This is a genomic window from Pseudomonas sp. FEN (genome assembly GCF_904067045.1).
In the GTDB taxonomy this organism is placed as follows: Bacteria; Pseudomonadota; Gammaproteobacteria; order Pseudomonadales; family Pseudomonadaceae; genus Aquipseudomonas.
This window is the reverse complement of the sequence record NZ_CAJFDC010000010.1, coordinates 259550-275000: the sequence shown is the minus strand read 5'-3', so window position 1 is coordinate 275000 and position 15451 is coordinate 259550. Positions and strand designations below refer to the sequence as shown.

Sequence of the window (15451 nt, the reverse complement as noted above, 5' to 3'; positions counted from 1 at the left end):
CCGCACCGCCCATCGCCGTCGATTGAAACAGAGTGTGTGTCAGCTCTGGTATTTGCCGCACAAATAGGACATGTTTATACCTAACTCAATGCCAGCCTTGGAAATTTTGGACAGGGGCCTCAAGGAAGAATCAGGCCGGCACGAAAAAAGCCAAACCGGACAAGTTGATCCGGGGGCAGAGATAGGGATGGTAATGAAACGCTTGTTGATAGTCCTGACAGTACTTGCTGTCGCCGGCTGCGCCGCGACCTCAAAACCAACGAAATACGGTAAACGCGGAGTGCATATCAACTGCTCCGGGCTGACATCCTCCTGGGAAAAGTGCTACACCAAAGCCGCTGACTCCTGCGGAGACCGGGGTTATCGAGTGCTTGCCAAATCCGGCGATGCCGTGGAAGGCCCGGGTGACTATCCGTTCGGCCTCAATCCGGCCGGCTATACCAGCCGCAGCATGATCATCATCTGCAACAAACCCTCCACGCTAAGCTCCAAAACGCCCCCACCCTCTGCCGATTGATTGCGTCCTGGCTCAACCGCTATACCGGGTGCCCCCGTCCACCACCCCCCGTATTCACGCAAACACCAGCCTCTCCACATACTATTGGCCAGGCTAATGTGCTTTCGGTTTTGCCGGCGATGAGGCCAGCAAGCCTCATCGCCTGTCCGACCGCCATCGCCAGCAAGCCGGCTCACAGGATCGAAGTGACGCCCCGGATCAACCGTCAGATCGCCACGGTACGGGTGTTCAACCATTCCAACGCGGCGCCATCCAGCAACGGACTCAAGCGTTCACGCACCTCGGCATGATAAGCGTTGAACCAGTCGCGCTCCTCCTGCGTCAGCAACGACGGCTCCAGGCAGCGGGTATCGATCGGGCACAGGGTCAGGGTTTCAAACTTGAGAAACTCAGCGAATTCGCTCTTGCCCGCCTCGCGGTTCAATACCAGGTTCTCGATGCGCACGCCCCAACGCCCCGGACGATAGGTCCCCGGCTCGATGGAGGTGATCATCCCCGGCTGCATGGCGGTTTGTGGCGCCGCGACCGCCTGATAGGCGATCACCTGCGGACCTTCGTGCACGTTGAGGAAGTAGCCGACGCCATGGCCCGTGCCATGCCCATAGTCCACGCTCTCGGCCCAGATCGGTGCCCGGGCGATGGCGTCCAGCAGCGGCGAAAGAATCCCACGGGGAAACTGCGCCCGGGACAAGGCAATCACGCCCTTGAGCACCCGCGTGCAATCGCGCTTCTGCTCGGCCGTCGGCGTGCCCACCGGGACCATCCGGGTGATATCGGTGGTTCCACCCAGATACTGGCCGCCGGAGTCGATCAACAACAGGCCATCACCCTCGATCACCGCGTGCGCCTGCTCGGTGGCGTGATAATGCGGCATCGCGCCATTGGCATTGAACGCGGCAATGGTATTGAAGCTCAGCGACACATAACCTGGCCGCCGCGCCCGGGCTGCGCTCAGGCGTTCGTCGATGGTCAACTCGGTGACCCGCTCGCGGCCCAGCGCGGTTTCCAGCCAGGCGAAGAATTCGCACAAGGCCGCGCCGTCCTGCTCCATGGCCTGACGGATATGCACCGCGTCGTCGAGGCTCTTGCGGGATTTGGCCAGGGTCGTCGGGTTGAGCCCCTCGACCAGCTTCACATCCCGAGCCAGGTTGTCCAGCAACCCGACCGTTACCCGCGCCGGGTCGACCAGCAGCCCCGCGCCAGCCGGAATACCGGCCAGTGCCGCGCCGATTTCGCGGTAATCACGCAAGCTCACACCATCGGCCTTGAGCACCTGCGCAAGCTCAGCACTCACCTTGCTCGGGGACACGAACAGCGTGGCCTGCTCCTGGCTGACCAGGGCAAAGGAAACAAATACCGGGTTGAAGGACACATCGGCCCCGCGCAGGTTGAACAGCCAGGCGATATCATCCAGCGTGGCGATGAAATGCCAGTCGGCACCGCGAGATTTCAACTCTTGACGCAACTGGGCGAGCTTCTCGCCACGACTGACCGTCGCTTGCGGCGGCAGGTGCTGGTAGATCGGCTGGTTCGGCAGCGCCTCGCGGTCTTCCCAGACCTGATCGAGCAGGTCAATGTCGGTGCGCAGTCGAGCACCACGGGCCTGCAACTTGTCGCCCAGGGTCCGCGCCGAGGCCAATGCCATGACCGCGCCATCCACCGCGACCACGCCACCTGACGGTGCCTGTTCGGCCAGCCAGTCCAGGGGACCGGGTTGCCCCGGTAACAACTTCATCAATTCAATGCCGCTGCCGGCCAACTCCTTGGTCGCCTGCTCCCAATAGCGGCTATCGGCCCAGACGCCGGCAAACTCCGCGGTCACGATCAAGGTGCCGACCGAGCCATGGAAACCTGACAGCCACTGCCGGCCCTGCCAGTAGGCGGGCAGGTATTCCGACAGGTGCGGATCGGCCGACGGCACCAGCAATGCCTGCACGCCTTCACGGCGCATCAACTCGCGCGTGCGGGCCAGACGCTGGGGGACGGTTCCTTGACTCGGGGTCTGCATGCTCATTGTGTCTCCTGCTAGCGACTAGTATTTATTGTTCAATGGTGATCCGACACCGAGGCCGGGTGGGCCATCACGGCTGGGCAACCGCCCAGAACGGTGCCGGGGCGCTCAGGCTCGCCTTGATCGCCGCCGCCGCCCGGTCGATATCCGCCTCGGAGGTAAAGCGCCCCAGGCTCAGACGAATGGTGCGAGCGGCCAGGCGCGCATCATGCCCCAGCGCCAGCAGCACATGGGACGGTGCCTGGCTCGCGGAGTTGCAAGCGGACGTCGCCGAGTACGCCAGGGAGCGGCCCAGGCGCGCGGCATCGAACTCGCCTTCGGCGAACGTCAGGCTCAGGGTATGGGGGATACGCGCTGTCGGACTGCCATTCAAGCGCAAGCCCGGGACATCCGCCAGTTGCTCGAGCAAGCGCTGGCGCAGGTGACGGATGCTGGCAAGCTCTTCGTCCAGGTGCGCGGCGGCCAGGGCAAACGCACTCCCCATGCCGGCAATCTGGTGGGTGGCCAGGGTGCCGGAGCGCAGGCCACCCTCATGACCACCGCCGTGGATCTGCGCGTGCAGTTTCTGTTGCGCGCGCGGCCCCACGTACAAGGCACCGATGCCCTTGGGGCCGTAGACCTTATGCGCGGAAAACGACATCAGGTCCACCGGCAAGCCGGCCAGGTCGATGACCACCTTGCCCGCGCCCTGGGCCGCATCCACATGAAACAGCGCGCCGTGCTCACGTACCCGCTGGCCAATGCTCGCAATGTCATTGAGGGTGCCCAGCTCATTGTTGACCAGCATCAGCGAGACCAGGAAGGTGTCCTCGCGCAGGGCTTCGCTGACCATGGCCGTGGTGATCAGTCCTTCGCCATTGGGTACCAGGTAGGTGACCGCCACGCCGGCTTCCTGGAGTTGCCGGGCGGTATCGAGCACCGCCTTGTGTTCGATCTGGCTGGTGATCACATGCCCGCCGCCGCTCGCGCGCCCCTGGGCAACCCCCTTGAGCGCCAGGTTGTTCGATTCGGTGGCCCCGGAAGTCCAGACGATCTGCCCGGGGTTCGCCCCCACCAGGTTCGCCACCTGTTCCCGGGCCTGCTCGACCGTCTGCCGGGCGCGCTGGCCAAAGGCGTGGGAGCTGGATGCGGGGTTACCGAAATTACCGGAAAAGCCGAGGCACTCGACCATCACCCGGATGACCCGCTCATCCACCGGTGTGGTGGCGGCATAGTCGAAATACAGAGGAAGTTCATTCATGGCAAAAAGACTCATAAAGCGTGTCCCGCGGATCAATCTCTCACTGACCACCCACTCAGCTGGATGGACAGCTATACCCGATGGAAAACGATTAAGGAAAGATGACTTTCATTAAAAGTGCGTAGGAACGCTCCTGAAATCCACTTTACAGGCCCGGGGAAGACGTTGCGAGCATCAATCGTGCAGGCTCAGGCGGCCCGCGCCGACGGGGATAGAAAACACTTTACTCTTCAGCTCTGAGGGCTGTGTCCGTGACTGCCACGATCGGCACTGATTTCACCCTGTTCATCAAAGCCATGAACCTTCTGGGGTTGCCCCAACAGCTGTGCCTTCTTCTGCTGATATTCATCGAAGGACAGCCCACGGCGGTTCAGCGCCTCCAGCGCCAGCTCCCGGCTTTCTTCAGCGCTATAGGGGCGCAATTCGGGAGACGGGTGAGTGGCGCAACCAGCCAGCAGCGAAAGACCGAAAAGCAGTAAAAACACAGATGAATGTTTCATGGCGCAATTCCCGAGGACCTGGCGTAAGGCAATGGAGACAGGCTACCCCCCGCTCCGGAAAGACAGAAATCACCTGGTTCGATAGTCGCTATCGACCGCCTCGGTGGTTCTCGGAAGCGCAGATCATATATTCATAAAAGAACTATAAATATCAAAACACGTTCTTTTACGGAATATAAAAAACCCCTTACAACTGCTCTCACGCCCTATCCACTGTTGCCCGGACAACTGTTCACCCACCAACAGCCGATCAACAGAACCGTTCGCCAGCCAGCACCGCGATCTTCATTGATTCCGGCAAAGCCCCATGAACAAAGGCTTCGAGGGGTTTGGTACAGCTCTTGCTCAAGCCCTGTTACCGATCCCTGCTCACTGAGCAACTGTTTGAAAAGGAACTGATCATGTCCCGTCCACTGAATGTCGTGGCACTCTCCGGAGGCACCTACCGTCCCTCCCGCACCCTGGTGCTGACCCAGGCCGTACTGGCCGAACTGGCACAACACCTGCCGATCGAAAGCCGCCTGATCGAGTTGGCCGATATCGCCCGCCCGCTGGGCTCGGCACTGTCCCGGGCCGAATTGAACGCCGAAGTCGAGGCCGAACTGCGGGCCATCGAAAACGCCGACCTGCTGATCGTCGCTTCGCCAGTCTATCGTGGTTCCTATCCCGGCCTGCTCAAGCACCTGTTCGACCTGGTGGACCTCAACGCCCTGACCGATACTCCGGTCCTGCTGGCCGCCACCGGCGGCAGCGAACGTCATGCACTGGTGTTGGATCACCAACTGCGACCGCTGTTCAGCTTCTTCCAGGCGCTGACCTTGCCCATTGGCGTCTATGCCACCGAAGCCGACTTCAGCAACTATCAGATCACCAGTGAGCCCTTGAGGGCGCGTGTCCGTCTGGCCGCCGAACGCGCCAGCGCCTTGTTCGGCAGCCACGCCAAGCCACTGCTGAAAATCGCCTGAGGAGCTGTCATGGATGTTTTCTGGTTTCTTCCGACCCACGGCGATGGCCATTACCTGGGGACGACCCAGGGCGCCCGCCCGGTCACCCTCAACTATCTGAAACAAGTCGCCCAGGCCGCCGACAGCCTCGGCTACCACGGCGTGCTGATTCCCACCGGACGCTCCTGCGAGGACTCCTGGGTTATCGCCTCTGCTCTGGTGCCGCTGACCGAACGCCTGCGTTATCTGGTGGCAATCCGTCCCGGGATCATCTCGCCGACGGTCTCGGCGCGCATGGCCGCCACCCTCGACCGCCTGTCCAACGGCCGCTTGCTGATCAACGTGGTGACCGGCGGCGACCCCGACGAGAACCGTGGCGACGGCAGCTTTCTCGACCACGGCGAACGCTACGAAGTGACCGACGAGTTCCTCCAGATCTGGCGTCGGGTACTGCAAGGCGAAGCGGTGGACTTCGAGGGCAAGCACCTGCGCGTGCAGAACGCCAAGGCGCTTTATCCGCCAGTACAGAAACCTTATCCGCCACTGTATTTCGGTGGTTCCTCCGACGCCGCCCACGACTTGGCCGCCGATCAGGTCGATGTCTACCTGACCTGGGGTGAACCACCGGCCGCCGTCGCCGCGAAGCTCGCCGACGTTCGTGAACGCGCCGCCCGCAAAGGCCGTAGCGTGCGCTTCGGTATTCGCCTGCACGTGATCGTCCGGGAAACCGCGGAGGAAGCCTGGAAAGCCGCCGAAAAACTGATCGAACATATCAGCGATGAGACTATTGCCGCGGCGCAGAAATCCTTCTCGCGTTTCGATTCAGAGGGCCAGCGGCGCATGGCCGCCCTGCATGATGGACGGCGTGACAACCTGGAAATCTCCCGGAACCTGTGGGCCGGTGTCGGCCTGGTACGTGGCGGAGCCGGTACAGCGCTGGTCGGTAATCCGCAACAGGTGGCCGAGCGCATAAAGGAATACGCGGACCTGGGTATCGAGAGCTTCATTTTCTCCGGTTACCCGCATCTGGAAGAAGCCTACCGTTTCGCCGAACTGGTGTTCCCGCTGCTGCCCGAGCCTTATGCCAGTCTGGCCGGACGCGGCACCACCAACCTGACCGGACCGTTCGGCGAAATGATCGCCAACGACGTGTTGCCGGCCCAAGCCGGGGCCTGACCTGCGCGCCCTCAGTGGCAGCGGAGGGCCCACACGACCTCTGCTGCCCTAGCCGGGAATGATCATCTATCCGAGGAACATCGCGTGACGGCTCAACCGCATAACGCCCTGTTGAATACCTTGCAGACCGCCCGCCTGCTGGCCGCCGAGTTTGCCGAAACCGCCGTCGAGCGCGACGAGCGTGGCGGCACGCCGAAGGCCCAGCGTGACGCCTTGCGCCACAGCGGCCTGCTGGCCCTGAGTATTCCGACCCAGTACGGCGGCCTCGGCGCGAGCTGGAGCGAAACGCTGAACGTGGTCCGCGAGTTCGCCAAGGTCGACAGCTCCATTGCCCATGTCTTCGGCTTCCATCACCTGATGCTGGCCACCGTGCGTCTGTTCTCGCGCCCGGAACAATGGCAACCCTGGTTCGAACAGACCGCGCGCAAGAACTGGTTCTGGGGTAACGCCCTCAATCCGCTGGATACCCGCACGGTGGTACGCAAGCTCGGCGGCTGGCGCGAGTTTTCCGGCAAGAAAAGCTTCTGTTCCGGTGCCAGCGATTCGGAAATGCTGATCGCCTCGGCCGTCGATGAAAGCGCTGGCGGCAAGTTGCTGATCGCCGCGATTCCCAGTGGACGCTCCGGTATCACCCTGCACAACGATTGGCACAATATGGGCCAGCGCCAGACCGACAGCGGCAGCGCCAGCTTCGAGCGGGTGCGGGTCGAAGAGTCGGAACTGCTGCTTGACCCCGGCCCGCTGAGCACGCCCTTCGCCTGCCTGCGGCCGCTGATTGCGCAACTGACCTTCGCCCACCTGTTCCTCGGCATTGCCGAAGGCGCCTTCGAAGAAGCCCGGCAATACACCCTTACCGAGACCCGGCCGTGGTTCAAGTCCACAACCCGGGATATTCGCCAGGACCCTTATATCCTCAGCCACTACGGCGATTTCTGGGTCGCCCTGGAAGGTGTCCGCCTGCTGGTCGAACGCGCCGCCGAAGGGCTCGACCGGGCCTGGAGCAAGGGCCAGAACCTCGGCACCGAGGAACGCGGGCACCTGGCCACGGCCATCGCCACCGCCAAGGTCGCCGCCAGCCGCAACGGCCTGGAGCTGTGCAGCAAACTGTTCGAGGTGACCGGCGCGCGCTCGACCCATGCCTCGCTGCGTCTGGACCGTCACTGGCGCAACCTGCGCACCCAGACCCTGCATGACCCGCTGGACTACAAGCTCCAAGAACTTGGCGACTGGGCCCTGAATCAGGCGCTACCGATTCCCACCTTCTATTCCTAGAGAAGCCTATGCAGCTACTAACGTTACCGCCCTCGCCGGCCCTCGCCACCTCCATACGGGCCACCGCCCAAGTCTTCGAGGATCCGAAGTCCCAGGCCTTGCTCGCCCACCTGCAACAAGTCGCCCCCAGTGAAGCCAGCGTGTTGATCATTGGTGAAACCGGCACCGGCAAGGAACTGGTGGCCCGGCATATCCATAACCTCAGCACCCGCCGGCACCGCCCGTTTGTCGCGGTGAACTGCGGGGCCTTCTCCGAGTCCCTGGTGGAAGCTGAACTGTTCGGCCATGAAAAAGGCGCGTTTACCGGCGCCCTCAGTGCCAAGGCCGGCTGGTTCGAAGAGGCCGACGGCGGCACCTTGTTCCTTGACGAGATCGGCGATTTGCCGATGCCGATCCAGGTCAAGCTGCTGCGGGTTCTGCAGGAGCGCGAAGTCGTGCGCCTGGGCTCGCGTAAAAGTATCCCGATCAACGTACGGGTCCTGGCGGCGACCAATGTGCAGTTGGAAAAAGCCATCAACGCCGGGCACTTTCGCGAGGACCTGTACTACCGCCTCAACGTCGTCAGCCTGGAACTCAGCCCCTTGCGCGAACGCCCCGGCGATATCCTGCCGCTGACCCGGCACTTTATCGAGAGCTACAGCCAGCGCCTGGGCTACGGCGCTATCCGCATCAGCCCCGGCGCCGAGCAGAAGCTCAGGGGGTATGGCTGGCCGGGCAATATCCGCGAGCTGGAAAACGTCATCCACCACACCTTGCTGATCTGCCACGACGGCGTGATCGAGCGCGACGACCTGCGCCTGTCGAACCTGCGGATCGAGCGCCAGGACGACAGCAGCAGCCTCGATGATTCGGCCGAAGCCTTACTCGACCGAGCCTTTCAGAAACTCTTCGAGGAGCAGGCTGGGGCCCTGCATGAAAAGGTCGAGGACGCGCTGCTGCGCGCCGCCTACCGTTTCAGTCACTACAACCAGGTGCACACCGCCAAACTGCTGGGGCTGAGCCGCAACGTGACCCGCACCCGGCTGATCAAGATCGGTGAACTGGCGGTGAACAAGCGCCGCCCCGGAGAAAACTTCCAGGGCGAGCGGATGCTGCAACTGTCGATCTAGTCCACCAGGGCACACTGCAAGGCGTCGTCCCGGCTGCGCTCGATGCTTTTCAGCACCTGGAACGAACCGAAGGTCACCGCCTTGGCGCGGTGGGCGCGGATCAATGCCCAGAAATCCTCTTCGCCGCTTTCGAAGCGGGCAAATGCCGCCTCGCCATCCTCCCTGGAACGCCATTGCAACGCATTGAGCACGCGCCGACCGTCATCGCTGGCCTGCACCGTGCCGCTGAGAAAACCACCCTCGATCCGCGCCAGGCGCTCGGTCTGCCGGGCCAGGTCAGCCACCAGCGCCTCGAGCTGGCCGGGCTCGATCTCGTACTGGATCAATTGAGTGAAACTGCGATTTTGCGCGGTCGACGGCATGAAAAAGCTCCCCAGGAAGTCGAACAGGATCTTGTGATCCGAGCCCATGCAGGGTAAAACCTCCAGTTAACTAGAGGTCAAGAGGTTTCTCCCCATGGCGATGCACCCTCCCCTGCCCAAGGACAAGGCCCTCACGGTCGGTCAACTGGCGGCCCGCAGCGGCGTAGCCGTGACCGCCCTGCACTTCTATGAATCCAAGGGCTTGATCAGGAGCTATCGCAACGCCGGTAATCAACGCCGCTATCCGCGCGAGGTGCTGCGGCGAGTAGCGCTGATCAAGGTCGCCCAGCGCCTGGGCATCGCCCTGGCGGAGATTCACCAGGCCTTGCGGAGCCTGCCCGAAGACCGGGCGCCCACGGCCGCGGACTGGAAACAGCTGTCGGAACACTGGCGGACTGGACTGGACGAGCGCATCGCCCAGTTGACCCGGCTGCGGGACAAGCTCGACGGCTGTATCGGCTGTGGCTGCCTGTCGATGGAGAACTGCCCGTTGCGCAACTATGGCGATGTGCTGGGTGTCGATGGGAGCGGGGCGCGCTTGCTGGAACCGCAGTGAATCCGAGCGCCTGGCAGCTGAAGTTGATCAGTAAAAAAGCATCCTCAATGCCAGTACGACCACAACCACGTTGAATACCGCTTCCATCCAGTCGTCGCCTTTTTTCAAGGCGAACTTCGCGCCGGCATTGGCGCCCAGCAAGGTGCCGATAATCAGGCAAGCTCCATACTGCCAATTGATGATGCCACTCAGACCAAAAATCATCAGCGACCCCACGGACAGTACAAGCCCTCCGACCTTTCGAGTCCCCACCGACTCGCTGATGCTTTTCTTGAAAAAGAGGATATACAGATACGTCGAAAGTTTCGCTTGTCCACCAAACAAGCCGCCGATCATGCCAATGGGAATGAAAAGAATGTAGCCGAAAAACCTGCTGATCCTTGAGGGTGCCTTGTCGGAGGTGCGAGGCTTCTTGACCAGGGAGAGCGCGACCAGCAGCAACGTCAGCACACCAATCACCCGGTGCAGCAACAACGCATCGATTTGCAACAGCAGACTCGCCCCGGCAAGAGCGCCCAGCAGTCCCAGGACCGCCGCGGGTATGGCGACGATATAGTCGACCTTGCCCTGATTATGAAACTGTCTCAGGCCCGCAACCATGGTGCCCAGCGAAGCCAGGCGGGCAGTGGCAATAGACGACTGTGGCGGTATGCCCAGCCAGATCATTACCGGCACCGTCAGGAATACACTGCCTCCGGTATTGGTGCCGACAAAGCCGGTGACCAATCCGAGCAAGACCAAGCCGATACCCGTCAACCATTCACCGTAAATCATTGCGCCGCGCCACGGGATCATCACTCACTTGGACATACGGAATCGACCCGATGATAGCAGTGGCTTTCCCTGGTGCCGACGCTCGGGTGGAACGTGGTAGTACCAGAGACAACGGCGACCTCTGTCTCGACGGACACCCGCTTATTGGCCATCGTCGGCCCCAAAACCTTTGAGGGTCGCTCGACGATAGCCAGGACCTCATCACTGTAGCGACCTCTCCGCTACCCGGAGAGACCTGCAAAAGCGTATCAGACCAACGCCTCCAGCGTCCGCCCGGTTTTCTTCGCTTCCAGTTCACGCACCAGTGGCAACACCCGCTTGCCGAAGTACTCCACCTCTTCCTGGAAGTGCAGGAACCCCGCCAATATCAGGTCCACACCCACCGCCTTCAAAGCGACGATCCGCTCGGCGATCTGTTGCGGCGTGCCGATCAGGTTGGTCTTGAAGCCGTCGTTGTATTGCACCAGGTCCTCGAAGCTGGACTTGGCCCAGTTGCCCTCGCCTTCCGGCGATGACCTGCCCGCCTGTTTCGCCGCATCGCCAAATGCACCGACGGCCTCCGGGTCGGCCTTGTCGATGATTTCGGCGAGCACCGCGCGGGCCTCCTCCTCGGTGTCACGGGCGATGACAAAGGCGTTGACCCCGACCTTTACCGCATGACCGTTGGCGGCCGCCTTGGCGCGGATATCATCGACCTGGGCCTTGATCCCTTCAGGGCTGTTGCCATTGGTGAAATACCAATCCGAGACCCGCGCCGCCATATCCCGCGCCGCCCGGGAACTGCCGCCCTGGAAGATCTCCGGGTGTGGCTGGCTCAGGGGCTTGGGCTTGAGGCTGTAGTCGTTGAAGCGGTAGAAGTCGCCCTTGAAGGTGAACTGATCTTCGGTCCAGATACCTTTCAGCGCGCGGATGAACTCTTCGGAACGGCGATAGCGCTCGTCGTGTTCCAGCCAGTGCTCACCGATGGCGTGGAACTCGCCACGAAACCAGCCGCTGACAATATTGACCGCGATCCGCCCTCCAGTCAGTTGATCGATGGTCGCCAGTTGCTTGGCCGCCAGCGCCGGTTGCCAGGGGCCCGGCAGGATCGCGGCGATGATCTTCAGTTTGCTGGTGGCGGCCAGCAAGGCATGGCTGAACGCGACCGACTCATGCTGGTACTCGGCACCGTAGCCGGCGGTGAAGCGGATCTGGGTCAGGCCATACTCGAATCCGGCCTCCTCCGCCAACTGTGCCAGCCTGCGGTTGTAGTCGATGTCCCAGCGGGTGCGCTGTTCAATCTTGCTGACCACCAGGCCGCCGCTGACGTTGGGTACCCAATAGGCGAATTTTACGGCTTGCTGACTCATGGTATCTGACCTCGGAGTGGAGAGTGTCCAAGGGGCAGAGCAGCAAATGTGCCAGTGCGCGGGAGTCGAGCCGGATTGCCGTCACAGCGATGAGTCGAGCCTGGATCACATCCCTTGTCGGAGCCAGCTTGCTGGCGATAGCGACCGCTCGGACCATGTAGCGCTCACCAGCCTCATCGCCAGCAAGCTGGCTCCGACAAGGGCCGGTGCGTGCTGGGAGAGGTGTGGTCTGGCGGGACGATTTGCTGAAGCACTGTTCGCCAGGCAACAGTTGTCCATCGCCTGGACCCGGCAAACGCCCGCGCCACCGCATCTGGCGTCCTCGGCATGGAGCATGCAAACACCCCTGGCAAGCGTACTTTTCTCTACCTGCCCTCAAGGAGCTGTGCCATGACCGAACACCAGGTGATCAACCCTCTGTCCCTTGGCGTCGACTACGAATCCCTGGCCGAACGTTTTCGGCCGATCTTTGCTCGCATCGCCGCCGGCGCGGTAGAACGCGAGCAGTCCCGCGACCTGCCCCACGAGCCGCTCCAGTGGCTCAAGCAGGCCGGTTTCGGCGCCGTGCGAGTGCCAGTGGAATATGGCGGTGGCGGCGCCTCGCTGCCCCAGCTGTTCCAGTTGCTGATCGAACTGGCCGAGGCCGACTCCAACGTCCCCCAGGCTCTGCGCGGACATTTCGCCTTTGCCGAGGACCGTCTGAATGCCGAGCCCGGGCCGAGTCGCGACCTGTGGTTCAAGCGCTTCGTCGCGGGCGATATCGTCGGCTGCGCCTGGACCGAAATCGGTAACGTGGCGATTGGCGATGTCGTGACCAAGGTCACGCCGGACGGCGAACAGTGGCGCCTCAACGGTGAGAAGTTCTACAGCACCGGAAGCATTTTCTCCGATTGGATCGACGTCTACGCCCGCCGCAGTGACACCGGCGGCGATGTGATTGCCGCCGTGCGCAGCCGCCAGCCGGGGATCGAGCACAGCGATGACTGGGACGGTTTCGGCCAACGCACCACGGGCAGCGGTACCTCGCGGTTTGTCGACGCCGTGGTGGAAGCCGGGCATGTCATCGACTTTGCCACGCGTTTCAAATACCAGACCGCGTTCTATCAGTTGGTGTTGCTGGCCACCCTGGCCGGTATCGGCCGCTCAGCCCTCAAGGACGTGGCGCGGTTGGTCCGCGAACGTCAGCGGATCTATAGCCATGGCAATGCGCGGCGTTCCAGCGAAGATGCCCAGGTGCAGCAGGTGGTGGGCGAAGTCGCCGCCTTGGTGTATGCCGCCGAAGCCAGTGCGGTGCGGGCCGCACACCCGGCGCAACGGGCTTATCTTGCCCGGTTTGGCGCTGACGCCGAGGTTGAGCGGCAAGCCAACGTCGATGCGGAAATCGAATCGGCCACGGCTCAGGTGGTGGTATCCGAACTGATCCAGCGGGCCACCAGCGAATTGTTCAATGCCCTCGGCGCTTCGGATGTGCGCCAGGGCAAGGCGCTGGACCGGCATTGGCGCAATGCGCGAACGGTGTCGTCACATAATCCGCTGATCTACAAGGCGCGGATTGTCGGCGATTGGCTCATCAATGGCAGCGAGCCGCCGTTTGTGTGGCAGATCGGCAATGGGCCACAATCACAGTCATAGCCCAGGGGTGTGGTGTCTGGTCCAGCGTATTCGCGGGCCAACTCCGCTCCCACAATGTCCGAGTCGCGCCCACTTTTGCGTACACAAGAAACTTGTAGGAGCGGAGTTGGCCCGCGAAGGCGTCAGGACAGACGCCGTGGTCTCAGCCGTTGGATAAGGTCGCGGCAACATTCGCCAATGGGTAAGATGGCGGCCCTTGAGCGCGGCCCTGCCGCGCCATCTGCCGACCTAAGCCGACCGCCATGCCTTTCGATCTCAGCGTAGACCTGACTACCCTCGCCATTCTCGCCGTTGTTGCCTTTATCGCCGGTTTCATCGACGCCATCGCCGGCGGCGGCGGGTTGCTCACCACCCCGGCCCTGCTCACCGCCGGACTGCCGCCACACCTGGTACTGGGCACCAACAAGCTCAGTTCGACCTTCGGCTCGGCCACCGCCGGTTTCACCTTCTATCGGCGCAAGCTGTTTCAACCGGGGCAATGGAAGCTGGCGATTCTCGGCACCTTCGTCGGTGCGCTGATCGGCGCCGTGACCGCGCACTTCCTGCCGGCCGAATGGCTGAACAAGATGCTTCCGCTGATCGTCTTCGCCTGCGGCCTGTACCTGCTGTTCGGCGGCACACCCAAGGCGCCGCTGGACAGTAACGCGCCGATCAAGAAGAAATGGCAGTTGCCCCAGGGCCTGGCCCTGGGTTTCTACGACGGCGTGGCCGGCCCTGGCACCGGTGCCTTCTGGACCGTCAGTAGCCTGCTGCTCTATCCCATCGACCTGGTCAAGGCCAGCGGCGTGGCCCGCAGTCTGAACTTCGTCAGCAATATCGCCGCGCTGTCAGTGTTCGTGTGTTCCGGCCAGGTGGACTGGGTGATCGGCCTGTGCATGGGCGTATCGGTGATGATCGGCGCCTTCTTCGGCGCCCGCACCGCCATCAGCGGTGGGGCGAAGTTCATCCGCCCGGTGTTCATCACCGTAGTCCTCGGGCTGACCGTGCGCTTGGCCTGGCAACACTGGTTCACGCCATAACCTGAAGGAGCCAGCTCCCGCAAAATTCCGCGTACGGCGATATTTTTTGCTGAGGCCGCAACCTGCGAGAGCCGGCTTGTCGGCGATGGCGTCCGGATGGACAGCGCCAGGCTCAAGGGCCTCATCGCCGATAAGCCGGTTCCCACAAGGCCTAGACCGGCAGCAGCGGTTCCGCGTAGCCCAGGCGCCTGGCCAGGTACAGATCGATCAGGTAGCGGGCGATCGAGCGCGAAGCTGGCAACGGCGGCATATCGTGGATGCTGAACCATTGCGCATCCTCGATCTCATCCGCCTGCGGGACGATCTCGCCGCCGGCGTACTCGGCGTGGAAGCCCAGCATCATCGAGTGCGGGAACGGCCAGCACTGGCTGCCTATGTACTGGATATTCCTGACTTCGACCTGCACTTCCTCGCGCACCTCCCGGATCAGGCACTCTTCGGCCGATTCACCCGGCTCGGCGAAACCGGCCAGGGTGCTGTAGACCCCGGGCACGAAACGCGGTGAACGGGCCAGCAACACCTCGTCGCCCCGGGTCACCAGCACGATCATGCTCGGCGAGATCCGCGGGTAGCTGCGCAGGTCGCAGGCCTGGCAGAACATCGCCCGCTCCAGATGCACCTGGGTCATGGCCTGGCCGCAACTACCGCAGAAACGGTGCTCACGCGCCCAGGTAGCAATCTGCGCGGCATAACCGAGCAGGCGATAGATCGTGTGATCGCCTTCGAGCATGAATGTCCGCAGGCCCTGCCAGCGGCCGCCCGGTAGCTCGAAGCCGGACTTCAGCTCCAGCAGGTAGACCGGCTCGCCGTCCAGGTGCCCGATGCCGTGCTCGGCCAACAGCGACAGGTCCTGGCGCTTGATCCACTCGCGGGGAAACAGCACCCCGTTGTCGTCCAGGAGAAAGCCGGCGGGGCTATGCACCACGGCCCAGCCACCGGCCTGCTCGATATCCAGTACAGCGGTTGTCCAGCGTTGAGTCATCGGGGAGT

General features: G+C 62.6%; 16 protein-coding genes (1 of these 16 only partly in view). 9 read left to right on the top strand and 7 right to left on the bottom strand.

Features of this window, described 5'->3' with window-relative positions; all coding sequences use genetic code 11:
- Together rhtA and PFEN_RS09945 are read left to right on the top strand one after the other, a co-directional pair.
- Positions 1-26 carry the final stretch of a threonine/homoserine exporter RhtA gene (rhtA, locus tag PFEN_RS09950; RefSeq protein WP_191486671.1) on the top strand. It extends 862 nt beyond the left edge of the window, so only the last 26 of its 888 coding nucleotides appear in the window; the start codon falls outside the window, past its left edge; it ends in the stop codon at positions 24-26.
- 167 nt (positions 27-193) lie between these two features.
- A complete protein-coding gene (locus PFEN_RS09945; protein WP_191486670.1) occupies positions 194-517 on the top strand; it encodes a hypothetical protein in 324 nt (107 codons plus the stop codon).
- Between the two features lie 205 nt (positions 518-722).
- Here the strand turns inward: PFEN_RS09945 and PFEN_RS09940 are convergent, their stop codons facing one another.
- The 3 genes from PFEN_RS09940 to PFEN_RS09930 all read right to left on the bottom strand — a co-directional run bounded on the left by PFEN_RS09940 (position 723) and on the right by PFEN_RS09930 (position 4268).
- Positions 723-2531: an aminopeptidase P family protein gene (locus PFEN_RS09940; protein ID WP_191486669.1), complete on the bottom strand. Its 1809-nt coding sequence runs from the start codon at positions 2529-2531 to the stop codon at positions 723-725.
- 67 nt (positions 2532-2598) lie between these two features.
- Positions 2599-3768 (bottom strand): aminotransferase class V-fold PLP-dependent enzyme, encoded by a 1170-nt coding sequence (locus tag PFEN_RS09935; RefSeq protein WP_191486668.1) that lies wholly within the window; start codon positions 3766-3768, stop codon positions 2599-2601.
- Between the two features lie 230 nt (positions 3769-3998).
- Positions 3999-4268: a hypothetical protein gene (locus PFEN_RS09930; RefSeq protein ID WP_191486667.1), complete on the bottom strand. Its 270-nt coding sequence runs from the start codon at positions 4266-4268 to the stop codon at positions 3999-4001.
- A gap of 401 nt (positions 4269-4669) precedes the next feature.
- On the opposite strand from PFEN_RS09930, the gene msuE reads away from it, so the two are divergent.
- The 4 genes from msuE (at position 4670) to PFEN_RS09910 (ending at position 8769) form a co-directional block, all read left to right on the top strand.
- On the top strand, positions 4670-5233 hold the full coding sequence (gene msuE / locus PFEN_RS09925; protein WP_191486666.1) for an FMN reductase: 564 nt from the start codon (positions 4670-4672) through the stop codon (positions 5231-5233).
- Between the two features lie 9 nt (positions 5234-5242).
- Positions 5243-6388, top strand: a complete 1146-nt coding sequence (ssuD, locus tag PFEN_RS09920; protein WP_191486665.1) for an FMNH2-dependent alkanesulfonate monooxygenase — start codon at positions 5243-5245, stop codon at positions 6386-6388.
- 84 nt (positions 6389-6472) lie between these two features.
- Positions 6473-7660, top strand: a complete 1188-nt coding sequence (locus tag PFEN_RS09915) for an acyl-CoA dehydrogenase family protein (RefSeq protein ID WP_191486664.1) — start codon at positions 6473-6475, stop codon at positions 7658-7660.
- Positions 7661-7668: 8 nt separating this feature from the next.
- Positions 7669-8769 carry a sigma-54 interaction domain-containing protein gene (locus tag PFEN_RS09910; protein WP_191486663.1) on the top strand — a complete coding sequence of 367 codons (1101 nt, stop codon included), beginning with the start codon at positions 7669-7671 and terminating at the stop codon, positions 8767-8769.
- Here PFEN_RS09910 and PFEN_RS09905 read toward each other — a convergent pair.
- A complete protein-coding gene (locus PFEN_RS09905; RefSeq protein WP_191486992.1) occupies positions 8766-9131 on the bottom strand; it encodes an antibiotic biosynthesis monooxygenase in 366 nt (121 codons plus the stop codon). The two genes, PFEN_RS09910 and PFEN_RS09905, sit on opposite strands and share 4 nt — an antisense overlap.
- Before the next feature lie 94 nt (positions 9132-9225).
- Between PFEN_RS09905 and soxR the strand changes: the two genes are divergently transcribed.
- Positions 9226-9687 (top strand): redox-sensitive transcriptional activator SoxR, encoded by a 462-nt coding sequence (gene soxR, locus PFEN_RS09900; RefSeq protein ID WP_191486662.1) that lies wholly within the window; start codon positions 9226-9228, stop codon positions 9685-9687.
- 27 nt (positions 9688-9714) lie between these two features.
- On the opposite strand, the gene PFEN_RS09895 is transcribed toward soxR, so the two are convergent.
- Both PFEN_RS09895 and sfnG read right to left on the bottom strand, forming a co-directional pair.
- Positions 9715-10461, bottom strand: coding sequence for a sulfite exporter TauE/SafE family protein (locus PFEN_RS09895; protein WP_191486661.1), 747 nt, complete (start codon positions 10459-10461; stop codon positions 9715-9717).
- 248 nt (positions 10462-10709) lie between these two features.
- Positions 10710-11810 carry a dimethylsulfone monooxygenase SfnG gene (gene sfnG / locus PFEN_RS09890; protein WP_191486660.1) on the bottom strand — a complete coding sequence of 367 codons (1101 nt, stop codon included), beginning with the start codon at positions 11808-11810 and terminating at the stop codon, positions 10710-10712.
- Between the two features lie 390 nt (positions 11811-12200).
- On the opposite strand from sfnG, the gene PFEN_RS09885 reads away from it, so the two are divergent.
- Together PFEN_RS09885 and PFEN_RS09880 are read left to right on the top strand one after the other, a co-directional pair.
- The gene (locus tag PFEN_RS09885; RefSeq protein ID WP_191486659.1) at positions 12201-13442 is read left to right on the top strand and encodes an acyl-CoA dehydrogenase family protein; all 1242 of its coding nucleotides are present in this window, start codon (positions 12201-12203) and stop codon (positions 13440-13442) included.
- A gap of 242 nt (positions 13443-13684) precedes the next feature.
- Positions 13685-14461 (top strand): TSUP family transporter, encoded by a 777-nt coding sequence (locus PFEN_RS09880; protein ID WP_191486658.1) that lies wholly within the window; start codon positions 13685-13687, stop codon positions 14459-14461.
- A gap of 151 nt (positions 14462-14612) precedes the next feature.
- Here PFEN_RS09880 and nudC read toward each other — a convergent pair whose 3' ends face one another.
- Positions 14613-15443: an NAD(+) diphosphatase gene (nudC, locus tag PFEN_RS09875; protein WP_191486657.1), complete on the bottom strand. Its 831-nt coding sequence runs from the start codon at positions 15441-15443 to the stop codon at positions 14613-14615.
- Positions 15444-15451: the final 8 nt, after the last annotated feature.